The organism is Desulfosediminicola ganghwensis (assembly GCF_005116675.2).
GTDB lineage: Bacteria > Desulfobacterota > Desulfobulbia > Desulfobulbales > Desulfocapsaceae > Desulfopila > Desulfopila ganghwensis.
In genome coordinates, this window is record NZ_CP050699.1 from 3,506,923 (window position 1) to 3,522,441 (window position 15,519).

A 15,519-nucleotide genomic window follows, 5' to 3' on the forward strand; every position below is an offset into this window, starting at 1 on the left:
GTTGCTGTAATGTTTTCGGGCTGGGATACAACACGTTATCCCGGCCCTTTTAGGTCTATAGATTTCTAAAGACTACAACTGAATCACACCAAAAGCAGTGATAAATTCGCCGCTGCGCTGAACTAAGCTGGTTGATTTTCATTTCTTCAAATATCTTATTTAAAGAGGACTATGCATTACGTAGGACAAATCATCCGTCCACCGAGCGAAGCTCATTCGATCATCCTTCAGGTGACTGTGGGCTGCTCACATAACAAGTGCACTTTTTGCGGTGCTTACAAAGATAAGCGCTTTGAAATCAAAGAAGATCCGATTGTGCAAAGTGATTTAGATTTTGCGGCGCAATATTGCCGGAATCAGAACAAGGTCTTTCTTGCAGATGGTGACGCACTTGTTATCCCCTTTAAGAGATTAAAAAAAATATTTTCAGATATTCGGATAAAACTCCCATGGGTAAACCGTATATCTCTTTATGCCAGCGCCAGGTCAATACGAAGCAAAAGTGTCGAACAGCTCGTTGAACTGAAAAAGCTAGGACTTGATCGGGTCTATCTTGGTCTGGAGAGCGGTAATGACAAGGTGCTCGCTTTAGTAAAAAAAGGCGAAACGGCTGAGTCCATGATTGCAGCGTCCGAAAAAATCAGAGAGGCCGGGCTGTTTCTTTCCGCAATGGTTATTTTAGGTTTAGCCGGGCGTGAATTGTCCAGCAAGCATGCGATAGAGACTGCAAAAGTCTTGAATAAGATGCAACCCAAAAGAATTGCTGCTCTGACTCTTATGCTGCTCGACAATACAGAGCTTGCCAGACTCTATCGCGATGGCCGGTTTGAGCTACTCGAGCCATTTGAAATGTTAAAAGAATTGAGATTGTTGATAGACAATCTCGATACGGCCAGTCAGTTTTTTGCCAATCATGCCTCCAATTATCTGCCGATCATGGGACGGGTGCCCAGAGACAGGGAGAAAATGTTGGAAATGATTGATGATGGATTACAGGATACACACCAGCTTGTACCTGAAGGTTTTAGAAGGTTATGACAGAAAAAAAGACAGATTTACGTAATTTTGACCAGGAACAGCTGATTCAGTTTGTGGAGAGCCTGGGACAACCGGCATTTCGAGGTAAACAGATCATGGCATGGCTCTATCGGCCAGGGATAAATGATTTTGCCGAAATGACCGATCTTGCCAAATCTTTTCGAAAAGTATTGGCAGAACACGCATACTTATCGAGTTTTACGAATCCGATTATTGAGAAATCATCGGACGGTTGTGTGAAGTTCGGTTTTATTCTCGATGACGGACACATTATAGAATCGGTGCTCATTCCAGAGCCAGATCGAAATACGCTCTGCATTTCGTCCCAGGTTGGTTGTGCTATGCACTGCTCTTTCTGCCTTACCGGAACAATGGGTTTCAAACGTAATCTCACCGCAAGTGAGATCGTAAACCAGGTCTGTGCAGTACGGGATTATCTGTTGGCACAGCCGGAGGAAGATCTCATCGGCCCCGACAGGGTGACAAACCTGGTATATATGGGCATGGGAGAGCCACTCAATAATCTGAAGAATGTTATCACTTCGCTCTCTATTCTTACGGAACCGAAAGGCCTCGACCTGACTGCTCGCAAGATCACAGTTTCCACCTGCGGAATTGTGCCGAAAATGAGAGAGCTTGGCTTAAACTCAAAGGCCAATCTGGCAATTTCCCTCCACGCGGTGGACGATAACACCCGTGATGCACTTATGCCTGTCAACGAACGATATTCACTCGACGAGTTGTTGCAGGCCTGTAGGGATTTCCCCATGCCGAAGCGTAGACGAATCATGTTCGAGTATATTCTGCTTGCAGGTATTAACGATTCTGATAAGGATGCCAGAATACTGGCTAAAAAACTTCGAGGTATCCCCTGCAAAATCAATCTGTTGCCGTACAATGAATGTGCTGAACTTCCCTATAAGAGTCCACCTCGTGACAGGATGCTGGCATTTCAGAAAATCTTGCTGGACGCTCACTATTCAGTCTTTATAAGAAATAGCAGAGGATCAGATATTTCAGCAGCCTGCGGGCAGTTGGCTGGCAAAGATCAAGCAAGCTAAGGAGGGGCCGATATGGCGTCTGGAGATATGGTTTCGATGCAATTTATGCAAAAAAGCAGTATCTCAAGAAACGGATTGAAAGCTGAGAGATCGCCGATGCTCAAAGCCGCCCCACCCTTTAAAACCTATCCCGATGCTCAACGCTTTAATCTGCCGGAAAAAAGCAGCGGCTTCACACCTCAAGAACCCGATCTGAACAAATTGCTTAAAAAGAGGAGATCTGGTCGGGTTTATTCAAAAGCACCAATAGCTTTTGATTCTCTCGCCCACATTGTCTGGGCAGGACAAGGAGTAACAGCTGCAGCCGGAGACAGGCTTTTTCGTACGGCACCATCAGCCGGAGCTCTCTACCCCATCGAAACCTATCTCTCTGTTCAGAATGTCGACACTCTCTCTCCCGGCCTGTATCATCTCGATGTAACCAACTTGGCCCTCGAATACCTTCAGGAGGGGCATCTGGGGAGCCAGATCACCAGGGCGTGCCTCGATCAAACATTTCTCTCCCAGGCTGCTGTTATATTTATCTGGACAGCAGTTTTTATGAGAACTTTACCCAGATATGGCGATCGCGGTCTCCGGTTCATTTTCATGGAATCAGCTCATATCTGTCAGAATATTCTGCTTGCAGCTGAAGCGAATGATGCCTGGGGGTGTCCGGTTGCAGCTTTTTTTGATGCCGAGATGAATGATATTCTAAAAATTGACGGGGTACATGAGGCAACTATCTACGTGGCTGCTATCGGAAAGCGATAACAATTGGATTGGTTGCAAAAAAACTGCCGATAAGCGAAATTGATTATGACGGATACTGTCACCTACAAGAACCTCTGAGCACTGCCGAAAGGACGTATGATATGCCTGATCTAAAACAACGTATATTGGAAATCATTGCTGAGCCGCATCTTGCCAGTTTTGCGACACTGACATTAGAAATGAAACCCTGGGTAAGATATGTAATTGCTGTTGGTGATGATGATTTGACGATTCGTTTTGCCTCGTATGTTGACTCGAGAAAGATTGAACAGATACGGGCAAACCCGGAAGTGCATATGACTTCCGGGGTATCTGGTTTGGCCGATATGAACCCTTACCTGCAGATTCAGGCGACAGCAACTTTTTCAACAGACCATCACGACAGGCACGGATTCTGGAACGAAAAACTTCGCTCTATCTTTGCCGGACCTGATGACCCGTTGTACTGCGTGGTGATCATATCACCTTACAGAATCGAATATTGCCGACAAGGCCCCTATGAGCCTGATGTGTGGATAAAAATATAAACTCTGCCAGAGGGTGTTTTTCGTTTCTGTTGAATGGCCAATTAGAATGAGCCCGAGCATACCAGAAAATAATATCAAGACAGCAGTGTTTCACGTATCTGAGTGACCAACTCTGACACATCCCTTCAGTCTCTGTATAGATTGAAGGGATGTGTCGTTGCTAAAAGAAGTTACTTAAAATAGTTCAGCAAAGCATGCAAAGTTGTCAACGGATGTGGCGGACAACCGGGGATGTAGAGATCGACAGGAACCAGGCTGTTTAAGTCACCGATGACCTCTTCACTGCCGCGAAACGGGCCGCCTGAAATCGAGCAGCAGCCGCTTGCAATAACGACCTTGGGCGACGGCACCGCCTCATAAGTATCTATAAGTGCCTGCCGCATATTGCGCGAAATTGGCCCGGTGACATGAATACCATCTGCGTGTCGCGGAGATGCGACAATATCAATACCAAATCGAGAGAGGTCAAAAAACGGTGTATTAAGTACATTGGTATCAGCTTCGCAGGAATTGCAACCCGCTGCCGAGACCTGGCGAAGCTGAAGAGAACGTCCAAAGAGTTTTTTGAAGTGCTGTTTTGAGTGATCAGCCAAAGCTGGCAGTGCCCCACCGGTAACAAGATCTTCCCGGTTCGCTGCCCCTAGTTCAAAATTTTCGCTGAAGCTGACAAATGCACCCCCTTCCCCTTCCACCGATTCGCATTGACCGCAAAAGGTACAACGCCCCAGATCAATAGTTTTTTCCGTAGCGTCAATTGCTTCCTGCGGGCATATACAAACACACTCAGCTATAACATCTGCACTGCAATCTGTGTTGATTACCGGCATCCCTCGATAGCGATGATACAGAGCAATAGGCTCTTTGGGGTACTTTGAGGTTTTGTTCCCCTGCTCAAGTTTGTTCTTTAGTATTTTCAGCATAGTTCAAACCTTATATATCACTCATTGCGGTTTAACCGTTTTACAGATCAAAGCCGCAGTAAGAAAGATTGTAGCTCTTGTTGCAGAGCGGGAAGTCAGAAATTTCCTGATTGCGAAGAGACATTGCCAGGCCGGTCCAGTTATGAAAAGACGGATCTTTAATCTTATAGCGCTGCACCTTGCTTTTATCATCGGTAAGGATGCAATGTGACACTTCCCCCCTCCATCCCTCGTTTATGGTCACCACGAACGAATTCGGGCTAAGAGCGCACTCCTGCATATGAACAGGCTTTTCGGTTGTATCTATTGAATCCAACAGCATGGTTATGAGTTTCAGTGAATGCATGATCTCTTCACGTCTCACCGTTGCCCTGCTGTTCACATCACCGCTGGTTACCTCATTTGTATTAGCAGGCAACTCTGCATAGCATTCCGTCGGGAACGCTACTCGCGCATCATAAGCTATGCCGCAGGCTCTGCCGGAATAACCCACCAACCCAAGATCCTTGGCCATCTTATGCTCTACCATACCAGTATGTTCAAATCGGGCCTGAACGGTGTGGGCGCTGAATAGCAAATCACAGACATTTTCAATTTCAGGCGTAATTTCAGCAAGCTTATCGCGAATCAACTGTCGTTGTTCCTCGCCCATAACCAGCGCAACACCACCGGGTCGAACCAGCCCTTTTCCAAAACGGTTACCGCTCAAGACCTGTAGCAGATTGAGAAATTCACCCCGGATTCTTCCGAAATATGCTGCCGGCGGGTTAAAAGCCACATCTCCACTCAGCGCTCCCAGGTCACCAATATGGTTGGCTATCCGTTCAAGCTCAAGAGCTATGGTGCGTACGATACTCGCACCTTTATCTACACTCTTACCAGCGAGTCCCTCAAAAGCCTGGCTGAAACAGAGTGTATGGGCAATGGTCGTATCACCTGCGATTGATTCACAGATACCGGGATAACGCTTCTGAGGCAGGGTCGGCAACAGTTTTTCTATGCCGCGATGCTGGTAACCAAGCTGAATCTCAAGGTGCAATACCTCTTCACCGGCACACTGAAAACGAAAATGTCCGGGTTCGATGATGCCGGCATGCACCGGACCTACTGCAACTTCATGTATAGACTCGCCTTCTATGGTGAAGTATGGATAATTACCGGGGATTTCTTCAACGTAATTATTTTCGAAGACATCCTTCTCACCAGTGTAATTTTTGTGATAACGAACCATCTTCAACCATGGATGCCCATCCGGTTTAAGCCCGTACTGCTCGGCAATCTCCCGCTCAAACATATGAAATTTTTCACTGGCTGATCCTGTCAGCGATTGAAAAGTAGTTCCTGTTTCAGAACCAATCACGTACAGCGCGGTGTTTCGAACAACAGCTATAAGTCTATAAACACCACTCTCCTCATAGGCGAAAAACTGGACAATATAGCCGTCATTTTTAACAAAAGCTGAGAGAGTCTTAAAAAACTCGCCGTATGGCACCTGAGGAATGTCAGCCCGTAAGATCGCTTTACCATTTTCTATTTTCAGGAGGTTATCCATGAATTCCACCTCCGACAGTTTCGATTGTGTTGATAATTGCCTGGTAAATTACATCCGGCATCCAGATACAGAGAACCACAGAAGCGACTAATAAGGCATAGGGCGGTAAGAGGCGGAGTTTGAGCTCTCCGTGTTCGACCTTGCCACTTGGCTTGCCGAAAGACATCGACATAAACACCCGTCCGGCACCTGCAAAAACAAGAAGCAGAGCAAAGAGGAATACTGCCACGCTTAGATAACGGCCACTCTGAAAAGCGCCTGTAATAATAATGATTTCACTGATAAAAAGCCCAAAAGGCGGTAATCCGGATATCCCGATAAAACCGGCAAAAAAAGAGACGAATGTTTTAGGCAGATGGTTTATTACCCCGCCGATACGCTGGACCCGCTTGGTGCCGAAGGCAAGCAGAATGTTGCCGGCGGAGAGAAATAACGACGACTTCAGCAAGGAATGATGGATCAAATGCAGAAAAGCGCCATACATCGCAAAACCGCCTATGCCGACGCCAAATGCAATTACGCCCATATTCTTGATACTGGAGTAGGCGAGCATTCTTTTATAATCAGGCTGACCGATAATAAAGACTGCCCCAACCAGCATTGAGACCAGCCCGAAACCGATAAGGACATTACTGGAAAAATCACCAAGACCAGCAACATTCATCAGTACGTGCACTTTAAAAATACCGAGAAAAGCACAATTGAGCAGCGCGCCGGAGAGCATTGCCGAGGCAGGGCTCGGTGCCTGGCTGTGGGCATCCGGCAGCCAGGTATGCATAGGTGCTAACCCCATTTTTGTGCCAAATCCAATGACTACAAAGATAAAACCGACTTTTAACCATACAGGGTCAAGCTTTGTGGCCACTTCGTTTAACGAATTAAACGACAAGGGAGCATCTATGTTGCCAAGATCCATGGCGAGTGTAATAAAGAAACACCCAAGGAGTGCAAGAGCAATACCCACAGAGCATATCAGTATATATTTCCAGGTAGCTTCAAGCGCGTCACGGGAATGGTGGACAAAGATCAGTGGAGCGCTGACAAGTGTCGTCGCCTCTACAGCTATCCACAATACAATTGGATGTTCGGCCAGAGTCACCATCGACATTGTACCCAGAAACAGCAGCATACAACAGTTGAAGACCGGTTTATTCTCTACCTCCGTTTCATTCATATACGAGTATGAATAGATGGATATCCAGATAAAAATAAATGAGGTAACCAGCAGAATAAGCAGCCCCTCAGGTGAGGCGCTGAAAAAATTGGGAAATGTCGGGGTGAGCTTGCCGATCCAGCTCATTATGGTCAGCTGAAAATGAAGCAGTGCCGTTATCATGAGCAGTATCCTGCCCATACTCACAGGTAATGCCAGCGCTGTAAGCCCTGCTACTATCGGGAGTATAAAAACAAATTCTATCATAGTATCAATCCTTTAATCGTCCCAGCAAGGTAGTGTCGACATCCTCGAAGGTACTGTTAATGTTGTGCAGGATGATCCCCATAATCATTACACCTACCAAAAGATCGAGCAACACACCGAATTCCACCACATAAATTGTATGGCGATGGTTTGTCAGGGCTGTACCAATCAGGTAGATACCGTTTTCAAGCATCAGGTAGCCGATAATCTGGGTGATAGCCTTGCTTCTGCCCATCATCAGAAAAAAACCGGACGCCATTGTGGTAATGGCGGTTATCAACACCATACCGTGTCCTTCCGGTAGAGAAAGACGAAGGTTATTCGTGATAAAAACTGAAACGAGGATGATTACCAGACCAGCCAGAATCGACGCGTGATAACCGATAAACGGTTCAATCTCACGTTTAATCGCGACCCGCTTGACTGCCAGATATAAAAGGCCTGGAATGAGCAACCCTTTAATAAGAATCATTACCTGGAAAAATATGATTGCCCCGCTGCTGAGCGATCCATGACTCTTTAAGAAGAGCGGTGTAAGCGATACCATAATTCCCTGCAGTGCCATTACCTTCACCAGCATCATCAATCTGGTTGAGCCTAGAGATAGCAACACGGAAAGGAGGGTAATAACCAATATTATTTCTGTAATATTTATCATTGAAACACCCCCATGGTGAGTATTGCTGCAAAGAAGACCAGGGCAAAGGATGTAAGAACAAACTTGGGAACAAGGTCCATTTTGAATCTTGCCATCATCGACTCAGTTACTCCAACAACAGCATAAACCACGGCCAGAAGGCCATAAAACATAAACCAGTTACCGATACCGTCCGCTGTGGAAAACGGATAAATCAGATGGGTAATAAAGGCAGAATAAAAGAAGAGTTTATAGAATGAGCCGAGCTCTATGAGGGCCAGATCAGGCCCGCTATGATCGAGGATCATAACCTCATGAATCATAGTCAACTCCAGATGCGTTGCCGGATCATCGACCGGAACCCTTGAGTTCTCGGTAAGCAGTACCATAAACATCGCAAAGACCACCAAAAATAACAGTGCTCCGGTATCACTCATAAAGGATATCGGGTTCTCCCCGATAAAATACTCAGCGAAGCTCAGTGATCCATTCATCCTGCAAAACAACAGCAGAACTGTAAATATCGTGATTTCGGCAAGCGTTGAAAAAAAGACTTCCCGCGCTGCTCCCATCCCCTCAAAAGGCGAGGCGGTGTCAAGAGCTGCAATAACGGTGAAGAATCGCCCTAATCCCATAAGGTAGAAAAGGACAATAACATCTCCGTGAAACGAAAAGAGCGGCGTAGCGCCAGCAAACGGAAAGAACAGCAGCACAATAAAGGCTGACGCAAAACCGACTACAGGCCCCAGCGTAAATACAAAACTTGTACTATTGCTGTATACAGATCCTTTTCGAAAAAGTTTGGCCACTGTGTAATATTTGATAAACAGCGGCGGCCCCTGTTTACCTGCAAAAAATGCCTTCACCTTCAAAATGATACCGGGGAAAAGCGGCGCTGCCAGTATCGCTATGGCAAGTGATATAAATGTTTCCATATGTTACCTCGAGTATGAAAATGCAATTCTTTCCGCAGCTAGAAAAACAGCAAAAGCGCAATGATAGTCACGACAATATAGCCAATATACAGCTGGATATATCCATGCTGTATCCAGCGGAATTTGCCTATAAGGTAGAGAAGAGGAGTGACTATCCTGTCGACAAGTGCCACTTCGGCAATATCATCTACCCGTGATTCATACGTTGTTCGACCCGGAAAAATCCGATTAATACCGGAATATCTGGTCCTGATCAGAACAAAGGGACGGAAAAAATCGACAATACTCATTGCATATGATGTACCGGTATACTGCATTCGAACGGTTGGCTGAGTAAAACCACAGCCCCATGTCGGCCCCCTGGAAATCTGTTTGCGAAGATACAGTACCTTGCGCAGCAATACGCAGATGAGAAACAGTGCCAGAAACAACCGCGCTGCCAGAGCAAGATTTGCCGTTACCACCGCAATTTCCTCAGCACCGACAGGAGCAAGAGCTTTGACACTTGCAAGCCCCATAAAGGCCAAATCGACAAAAGGTGCTGGAAACAGGCCGATGAGCAGACATGACGCAGCCAGTAAAATCATCGGTGCAGTCATTGCAATACCTACCTCAGAGCCATTAGCCGCCTTTTCAGTCCGTGGTTCACCAAGAAAAACAACGCCTACGACTTTGGTAAAACATGCAGCGGCTAATCCTCCGATAATCGCTAGTGAGAGAATAGCGAGCATCACAAAAATAAAGGAAGAACCATTCAGGGTGATTCCGTGAAAGGCACCGTAGTAGATAAGAAATTCGCTCACAAAACCGTTGAACGGAGGCAGACCGGAGATAGAAATAGAACCAGTCAGAAACGTCTTACCTGTTGTCGGCATGCGTTTCATCAGACCGCCAAGCTGATCGATATGCCTAATTCCGGTTTTTTGCAGCACCGCTCCGGCGCCGAGAAACAAGAGCGATTTGAAAATTGAGTGGTTGAGCACATGGAGAAGGCTGCCGGCAAAACCGAAGCTAGCCATGACCATATTATTGGATGAAATACCGATCATACCTATACCGGCACCGATCAGGATTATACCGATATTCTCAACGCTGTGATATGCGAGAAGTTTTTTCAAATCATGTTTACCGAGCGCATACACCACACCCAGTATTCCAGAAATGATACCAAGACTCAGAACAACCTCGCCAAAAATCAGTTCAGTGACATCGAGGAGCGCATAAAGACGGATGATGCCGTAAATACCCATCTTGATCATCACCCCCGACATCACCGCCGAGATATTACTTGGTGCTGCAGGGTGGGCATATGGTAGCCATATATGCAGAGGGAAAATACCGGCCTTGGAGCCAAATCCAACCAGAGCAAGAAAGAATATGATGACTTTAAAATTGGCAGGAATCGTAGAAAAAGATGAGAAATCGAATGTGCCGGTATGGCTGTATGCCATCGCCATTGCGGCAAAAATAAACAGTGCTCCTGCCTGGGTAAATATAAAGTAGATATACCCTGCTTTACGTGCAGATATCTTCTGATATTCAAAAAGTACCAGCAAGAATGAGGAGAGGGACATGCACTCCCACACCAGGACAAAGCTGATAATGTTATCCGCTGTTGCCACCAGTGCCATTGAAATAATAAGTAAGGTACAAAAGAAAAAACTCACCCCTACTCTTCCCTGTTGCTCCGGGTGATCCATATAGCTAAAGCTATAGACTACTGCCAGAGGGCAGACAGCGAAAATTGGGATGAGAAAAAAGGCTGAAAGCGGATCAAGTGAAAAAGATAATGTGAAAATGTGCAGCCATGATACGGAAAATGTAACAATTTCTCCCCCTTGCAGGGGTGTTGCGATTGCATATAATCCTATCAGGCAGCCAACTGCAGTGATAGCGATATAACCTGCTTTCATCAGGCTGAACAGTCGGTAGGTCAGTAGTGCAAATAGCCCGCCGGCGAGTAAAACAGTAAGTGAAAGTAGAAAGGTATCCATCGTTCCTCGTGGTAATAAATCTTGAGGATATCTTGAAATAGCGGGTTATTCGATCAGGGTTCAAGGCATAGAAAAACATTGTCAGAGATTGGAATCTCTCACGAAATGCTTTCCATAACGCAGATACCCGAAGGAAAATCTCTATTGAAGATAGCCTTAAATAACCTATGGTGAATGTTGTGTTGCCTGTGCGGCCCATTGTGTCAGCATATTAGTGCCATTTACCCTCCATGTTGTAGTTTCTGAAAATGTCATAGTTTCTGTATATTTAATTTATATTATTATATTTTAGTTCGTTCTCCAGTCCCCCGGTTCCCCCTGAAAGGAATATTGAACATTTGCAGAGGGGCGGGTTATTAGACAGCAGATTGGTGATGATCATCAGTAGATTCGATGCATTCGCAGGTAAACCCATACCAATGCTCTCCGACGTCAGAAGAAGGAGACTGAATATGTTTGTACGCGCCGGAGCGCGACATCATGAAATGCATCCAGTTTGAAGCCTCATCTGAGGACTTGAACGGACCAACTATCGCCGTTGTTCCGACTCCTTTAAATTCTGTGAAAATCTTTTGCTCTGTTTTCTCCGAGGCCTGAGTGATTCCAATAAGAACTGTCATTATGGTTTCCTTTGTGGAAAGCTGTGATTAAACATCTATATGGTTGATTCAGTTTCGAGCAATATTCAGAATAACGTCACTCACTATTCACAATGCACGTGCATCACATCATCAAATATCTGCAACTTCTTCATAGGTAAATCCATACCAGATCGAATCTTTACCCGATTGCAGTTTTGGAATTATTTCCTCAAAATCTCCTATCACACTTTTGAGATAAACCAGCCAGTTAAGCGCGTCCATTTTTGATAGAAACGGACCAACCTCTGTCACTGACCCTGATTTCCCATGGTGCAGAAAAAGAAATTCTTTTAATTTTGCCGGTTCCTGAGTAATGCCGATGATAATTTTCACGTTCAACCTTTCCGGAAAGCAAGTTTTAAATGTTGAGCATCCGAGGAATTGATGCAATATGCGTGCCACTACCAATACGGAAGCAGCTAGCAGATTGTTATTGTGAGGTATTTATACATACCATTACAGGTAGTTGGGGGGGATTTGTCGTGATACTGCAGGATCTAGGAGAGATAACTGATGATACGAGAGAAGAATAACGTACATATGGGGCAGGATGCCCCGATGAAAGAGCGATTGTGAAGCAAGCTATTGCAGGTAATTGAATTTACTGCTGAAATATATACAACTCGGCCCTAATCGCAGGCTGTTCCAAACCGTATAGCTCTATCTCGCTCAGGTATTTTGTTAAATGAGGATCATTGGAATTGCCGGGAAAACACAACGGGGCATTTTACCCCACAGTGGCAAAATGCCCCGGCGTCAGCAATATGGTCCTATTATGTGTTGGGCTGTTTTGGCGATCAGCTCTCAACAATTACTGCTCTTCATATCGCTGTAATTTCCTATACAGTGTTTTTCGGTCAACCTGCAGAATTCTCGCGGTTAATGTTCTATTGCCGCCTGTGGTTTTGAGGACATGCATGATATACCTCCGTTCCATCTCTTCCATAGAAATAAGCTCCATGGGATCCTGATCGCCTACCAGGAAATAATCATTTCTGAACAGCCGTATTTTTTCCGGCAAATCTTCAGGAACAATCTTATCAAAGCGTGTCAGGGCTACAGCATGCTCTATGGCATTTCGGAGTTCACGAACATTACCCGGCCATGAATAATCAAGCAGTTTTTCGGCAGCACCATCTGAAAGACCTGTAACCGCTTTGTTCTGTCTGGCTGAAAAATTTTCCACAAACTTTCTGGCCAATTGGAGAATATCCGCCCCTCTGGAGCGTAGCGGCGGCATCTCGATCTGGATGACATTAAGCCTGTAAAATAGATCTTCTCTAAAAACCCCGTCTTCAACAGCAGATTCCAGATCGCGATTGGTTGCCGCAATTATCCGGACGTTAAAAGGACGTTCCGTCGTTCCGCCAACCGGTCTGACGCAGCGTTCTTCCAGAACTCTTAAGAGTTTCGGTTGCAAATCGAGAGGGATCTCCCCCACCTCATCAAGAAAGAGCGTGCCGCCATCCGCCTCGAGAAATAGGCCCTTATTGTGTGATCTGGCATCGGTAAAGGCTCCTTTTTTATGTCCGAAAAGTTCACTCTCCAATAGCTGTGCCGGCATCGCTGCACAATTTATTGTCACCAGGGGATGATCTTTTCTTCGGCTATGCGTATGCACGGCTCTGGCAGTAAGTTCTTTACCAGAACCACTTTCGCCGGTTATCAGCAGCGATGCTTCCGAGTCTGCAATTCGACTCAATTGCGAGAACAGCTCTTCCATCGCAGGGCTTTCACCAATGAGATTATCAAAGTGCAGCGGTTGTCTAGCAGCATTACTGAGTTTTTTTACAGTTTGCTGCAGGTTGCGATACCGGACAGCCCTCTTAAGTGACAATGCCAGAATATCCAGATCCAATGGTTTGGTGACAAAATCGTAGGCACCGGCCCTGATCGCAGCAATTGCTGTATCCATACTGCCGAAAGCAGTCATCATTATCACCGGGATATCAGGCATATTGCTAACAATTGCATTACAGATATCAAGACCATTAATATCCGGCAGGTTTATGTCGGCAAGCACCACATCTGTTAAATGCAGATCAACAGAAGCAAGCCCTTCTTTACCTGAGACAAACGTTTTGACAGAAAAATCCCGCCGGCTCAGTCCTGCTGTCAACAGATCACACATATCCTGGTCATCCTCAATGACTAGAATGTTCCCGCTCATTATTTATTCTCCTTCATAGGGAGGTACACTGAAAAGCATGCACCGTTTCGGATACTGTTCTCGACGTCTATCCAGCCGCTGTGTTCTTCTACAATGCCGTGGGCAATTGAAAGACCAAGGCCTGTGCCGGTGCCAACGGTTTTAGTTGTGTAAAATGGGGTGAAAATATGTTCAATATCCTCCTGGCAGATTCCTTCACCTTCATCAACAATTCGTACTTTTATATATTTTTGTGGTAGTTGATCCGCTTTAAGGGGAGCCTTCAGCATTTCATTTGTAATATTGACTGAAACGGTTCCGCCATCGGGCATTGCCTGGACACTGTTCATCAGCAGGTTAATCAAAACCTGCTGAATTTGTGAACCATCAACACTCAGTTCAACTTCGGCATCTTCGCTTCTGTTAAAACTGAAGCACACATGCTGTCGACTTGCCATAGGGTGAAGTAACTGAAATATCTGTTTCACAAGAAAAGCAATATTTTCTTTTGAAATTTGCTGTTTAGGACGTCTGGTGAAATCGAGCAATTGCCTGATGATAAGCGTCATTCGCTCGGCCTGGCTTTTAATTATCGCCGCACATTCCTTTATTTCCTCGTCACGCAAATCTTCGTTAATGATCATTTTTGCTCTGCCGTCAACGACATTCAGCGGCGTTCCGATTTCATGGGCTATTCCTGCTGAGATGAGACCAAATGTAGATAACCGCTCAGTATGACGAAGCTGATCCAAAGTTTTGAGACGGGCATCATACTCAAATTTAATTTTCTCTTTGGCAATGATCAGACTTGAGCACATATCGTTCATGGTTCTTGCCAGGTCAGCAAGTTCATCATTACCAGCAATATCGGTCTCTACTCTGAGATCACCCTGTCCTATCCGTTTAGCCTGACTTGTAAGACGATTAAGCGGTACACGTATTTTATTATTGATAAAGAGATACAGAATTACGCCGCATATGACGGCAAGAAAAGCAGTAATGATGATTGCACGGGTCAGCATTCTACCAGAATACAGCTCTAAAGCAGTAAACGACTGGCGTAACTCCAGTGCCCCGATTCGATTCAGCCCTATATCTACAGGAACATATGTATAGAGGAGAATTTCCCCTCTTTTGTCATGAATTTTTAAGGTAGTTGTTTCCTGTAATGTCAATTTTTCCAGCTGCTCTTTATCACTGCCGGCCATCATTGAATTATCAGGAAAGCTATCCGCCCATACCCAGCGGATATCAATTGTTCCGGAACTACTGGCATCACGTATCAATTCAAGCGCTTTTTCTTCACCACTTTCCCTCCATACATGAGCAATCATACCAGAAATGCTGTTGCCGTTTTGCACGGCATTAGTAACCATGTCTGCTTCGAATTGCTTTACTTCTGCATGAAAACTCAAATATTCATCCGTTACAATAAGGATGATCATGCCGAGAAGAAGATAGCCGAAGATGTGATAGAAGAGTTTCATTATTTCTGCAATATTTTGAAGGTCGTTAACTAATAATCTTCTTCCAGCCAGAGCAGACCATTAGCCCACCAAATCAATTATGCTCAGCACATTTTGCCAGCTTAATCGTGGAAGAATGATTCTGTATGTGGGGCAGCCCCGGGCCTGAAGGCGAAAAGGGAAACGGGTGGACATGACAAGATAAAAAGCTACCTTGAAAAAGTACATTCTCAGGCAAGTAATTAACACCGGATGCGACAGATCACAATATCAAGATATTATGATCTGTGCAGAACTGGGATAATCTTCAGGCAGAAAAAACAGATTAAGCCTAAGAATCAACACTTCTAAATTCTGAATACTGAACCACAACTGGCATACTTACAGTAACAAAACCGATCAGAAATGTAACATTTTTGAGTATCC

The 15,519-nt window shown here is 45.3% G+C and carries 14 protein-coding genes; 4 read left to right on the forward strand and 10 right to left on the reverse strand.

Translation table 11 applies throughout. The features are described from left to right. Window positions 1–171: 171 nt before the first annotated feature. From FCL45_RS14925 to FCL45_RS14940, 4 genes are all read left to right on the forward strand, one after another. Window positions 172–1,038 carry a radical SAM protein gene (locus FCL45_RS14925; protein WP_136796735.1) on the forward strand — a complete coding sequence of 289 codons (867 nt, stop codon included), beginning with the start codon at window positions 172–174 and terminating at the stop codon, window positions 1,036–1,038. Next, a complete protein-coding gene (gene rlmN / locus FCL45_RS14930; RefSeq protein WP_136796734.1) occupies window positions 1,035–2,099 on the forward strand; it encodes a dual-specificity RNA methyltransferase RlmN in 1,065 nt (354 codons plus the stop codon). The genes FCL45_RS14925 and rlmN overlap by 4 nt, the downstream gene beginning before the upstream one ends. Before the next feature lie 12 nt (window positions 2,100–2,111). Then, window positions 2,112–2,852 carry a SagB/ThcOx family dehydrogenase gene (locus FCL45_RS14935; protein WP_136796733.1) on the forward strand — a complete coding sequence of 247 codons (741 nt, stop codon included), beginning with the start codon at window positions 2,112–2,114 and terminating at the stop codon, window positions 2,850–2,852. A 101-nt stretch (window positions 2,853–2,953) separates the two neighbouring features. Beyond that, on the forward strand, window positions 2,954–3,379 hold the full coding sequence (locus FCL45_RS14940; protein ID WP_176360053.1) for a pyridoxamine 5'-phosphate oxidase family protein: 426 nt from the start codon (window positions 2,954–2,956) through the stop codon (window positions 3,377–3,379). Window positions 3,380–3,549: 170 nt separating this feature from the next. On the opposite strand, the gene FCL45_RS14945 is transcribed toward FCL45_RS14940, so the two are convergent. The 10 genes from FCL45_RS14945 to FCL45_RS14990 all read right to left on the reverse strand — a co-directional run bounded on the left by FCL45_RS14945 (window position 3,550) and on the right by FCL45_RS14990 (window position 15,114). Then, entirely contained in the window at window positions 3,550–4,299 is a 750-nt protein-coding gene (locus FCL45_RS14945) for an NADH-quinone oxidoreductase subunit B family protein (protein ID WP_136796731.1), read from the reverse strand. 40 nt (window positions 4,300–4,339) lie between these two features. Next, window positions 4,340–5,851: a hydrogenase large subunit gene (locus tag FCL45_RS14950; protein ID WP_136796730.1), complete on the reverse strand. Its 1,512-nt coding sequence runs from the start codon at window positions 5,849–5,851 to the stop codon at window positions 4,340–4,342. Next, complete coding sequence (locus tag FCL45_RS14955; RefSeq protein WP_136796729.1) at window positions 5,844–7,271, reverse strand: proton-conducting transporter transmembrane domain-containing protein; 1,428 nt, start codon at window positions 7,269–7,271, stop codon at window positions 5,844–5,846. Before FCL45_RS14955 ends, FCL45_RS14950 begins: the two co-directional genes overlap by 8 nt. A gap of 4 nt (window positions 7,272–7,275) precedes the next feature. Next, the gene (locus tag FCL45_RS14960; protein ID WP_136796728.1) at window positions 7,276–7,929 is read right to left on the reverse strand and encodes a hydrogenase; all 654 of its coding nucleotides are present in this window, start codon (window positions 7,927–7,929) and stop codon (window positions 7,276–7,278) included. Further along, window positions 7,926–8,843, reverse strand: a complete 918-nt coding sequence (locus FCL45_RS14965; protein ID WP_136796727.1) for a respiratory chain complex I subunit 1 family protein — start codon at window positions 8,841–8,843, stop codon at window positions 7,926–7,928. The genes FCL45_RS14960 and FCL45_RS14965 overlap by 4 nt, the downstream gene beginning before the upstream one ends. A 38-nt stretch (window positions 8,844–8,881) precedes the next feature. Next, complete coding sequence (locus tag FCL45_RS14970; RefSeq protein WP_136796726.1) at window positions 8,882–10,837, reverse strand: proton-conducting transporter transmembrane domain-containing protein; 1,956 nt, start codon at window positions 10,835–10,837, stop codon at window positions 8,882–8,884. Between the two features lie 356 nt (window positions 10,838–11,193). Further along, window positions 11,194–11,457 (reverse strand): hypothetical protein, encoded by a 264-nt coding sequence (locus FCL45_RS14975; RefSeq protein ID WP_136796725.1) that lies wholly within the window; start codon window positions 11,455–11,457, stop codon window positions 11,194–11,196. 111 nt (window positions 11,458–11,568) lie between these two features. After that, the gene (locus FCL45_RS14980; protein ID WP_136796724.1) at window positions 11,569–11,811 is read right to left on the reverse strand and encodes a hypothetical protein; all 243 of its coding nucleotides are present in this window, start codon (window positions 11,809–11,811) and stop codon (window positions 11,569–11,571) included. A gap of 478 nt (window positions 11,812–12,289) precedes the next feature. Then, on the reverse strand, window positions 12,290–13,648 hold the full coding sequence (locus FCL45_RS14985; protein WP_136796723.1) for a sigma-54-dependent transcriptional regulator: 1,359 nt from the start codon (window positions 13,646–13,648) through the stop codon (window positions 12,290–12,292). After that, entirely contained in the window at window positions 13,648–15,114 is a 1,467-nt protein-coding gene (locus tag FCL45_RS14990) for a sensor histidine kinase (protein WP_136796722.1), read from the reverse strand. The genes FCL45_RS14985 and FCL45_RS14990 overlap by 1 nt, the downstream gene beginning before the upstream one ends. Between the last annotated feature and the right edge of the window lie 405 nt (window positions 15,115–15,519).

What these genes read in the sequence shown, in the direction of transcription:
- FCL45_RS14960 (WP_136796728.1), bottom strand. Translation starts at nt 7,929, where the DNA reads ATGATAAATATTACAGAAATAATATTGGTTATTACCCTCCTTTCCGTG.
- FCL45_RS14965 (WP_136796727.1), bottom strand. Translation starts at nt 8,843, where the DNA reads ATGGAAACATTTATATCACTTGCCATAGCGATACTGGCAGCGCCGCTT.
- FCL45_RS14955 (WP_136796729.1), bottom strand. Translation starts at nt 7,271, where the DNA reads ATGATAGAATTTGTTTTTATACTCCCGATAGTAGCAGGGCTTACAGCG.
- rlmN (WP_136796734.1), top strand. Translation starts at nt 1,035, where the DNA reads ATGACAGAAAAAAAGACAGATTTACGTAATTTTGACCAGGAACAGCTG.
- FCL45_RS14985 (WP_136796723.1), bottom strand. Translation starts at nt 13,648, where the DNA reads ATGAGCGGGAACATTCTAGTCATTGAGGATGACCAGGATATGTGTGAT.
- FCL45_RS14925 (WP_136796735.1), top strand. Translation starts at nt 172, where the DNA reads ATGCATTACGTAGGACAAATCATCCGTCCACCGAGCGAAGCTCATTCG.
- FCL45_RS14990 (WP_136796722.1), bottom strand. Translation starts at nt 15,114, where the DNA reads ATGAAACTCTTCTATCACATCTTCGGCTATCTTCTTCTCGGCATGATC.
- FCL45_RS14940 (WP_176360053.1), top strand. Translation starts at nt 2,954, where the DNA reads ATGCCTGATCTAAAACAACGTATATTGGAAATCATTGCTGAGCCGCAT.
- FCL45_RS14945 (WP_136796731.1), bottom strand. Translation starts at nt 4,299, where the DNA reads ATGCTGAAAATACTAAAGAACAAACTTGAGCAGGGGAACAAAACCTCA.
- FCL45_RS14935 (WP_136796733.1), top strand. Translation starts at nt 2,112, where the DNA reads ATGGCGTCTGGAGATATGGTTTCGATGCAATTTATGCAAAAAAGCAGT.
- FCL45_RS14975 (WP_136796725.1), bottom strand. Translation starts at nt 11,457, where the DNA reads ATGACAGTTCTTATTGGAATCACTCAGGCCTCGGAGAAAACAGAGCAA.
- FCL45_RS14970 (WP_136796726.1), bottom strand. Translation starts at nt 10,837, where the DNA reads ATGGATACCTTTCTACTTTCACTTACTGTTTTACTCGCCGGCGGGCTA.
- FCL45_RS14950 (WP_136796730.1), bottom strand. Translation starts at nt 5,851, where the DNA reads ATGGATAACCTCCTGAAAATAGAAAATGGTAAAGCGATCTTACGGGCT.